Source organism: Halorubrum sp. SP9 (assembly GCF_005435015.1).
Taxonomy (GTDB): Archaea; Halobacteriota; Halobacteria; order Halobacteriales; family Haloferacaceae; genus Halorubrum; species Halorubrum sodomense.
Genome location: NZ_SGXU01000265.1, coordinates 1 through 586 on the forward strand (window position 1 = coordinate 1; position 586 = coordinate 586).

Sequence of the window (586 nt, forward strand, 5' to 3'; positions counted from 1 at the left end):
GACATTCCCGGACTGGTACCGGTTCGACGGCGGGCTCGTCTCAGTCCGAAAGCAGATCGGGAATGCGGTTCCGCCATACCTCGCGGAGTCGGTCGGCTATTACCTCAAGCAGAGTGTCTACAGTCAGACGCTCACTGACGCGGAGCGAGAGCGTATCTACAAGCTTCGGTGCGGGGGGATGGACCTTGCCGAGTTCGAGGACGAAAAAGCTGACATCGGCGGTCACGCACAGCAGGTTACGCTTGACTTCGCCAACTGACTCGTAACTCGATACAAGTGAAAATCACAGCTCTGGAAGTTGTGCTTGTAATGCTTCCCTAACCTTCTCTCTGGCTTCTCGCTCAAACTCTTGATAAGTCTCACCACCTAGCGGTACCTCGACTATCCGCAATTCACTATCTTCCTGTGTGTCATGCTCGTCGTCTGAGAGTCCATAGACGGTTTCGAGGGAACCCCCTTGCTCAGGATAGAATATCACTGAATCCCCTCCCACCTTCCGTTGGTAGCTTGTGACTTGATACAGGTCGTTTCGTGCCGGCGAGTCACTCTCCTTCCACTTTGCGTCGGCAATCCAAACTGGTGTTCC

At 54.3% G+C, this 586-nt stretch carries 2 protein-coding genes; one reads left to right on the forward strand and one right to left on the reverse strand.

The window, feature by feature from the left end:
• A partial coding sequence (locus tag EXE45_RS17490) for a DNA cytosine methyltransferase (protein WP_137695081.1) occupies nucleotides 1-259 on the forward strand: 259 nt, incomplete at its 5' end.
• Nucleotides 260-283: 24 nt separating this feature from the next.
• Here EXE45_RS17490 and EXE45_RS17495 read toward each other — a convergent pair.
• Nucleotides 284-586 (reverse strand): hypothetical protein (locus EXE45_RS17495; RefSeq protein WP_206750506.1); only part of this gene is annotated, 303 nt, incomplete at its 5' end.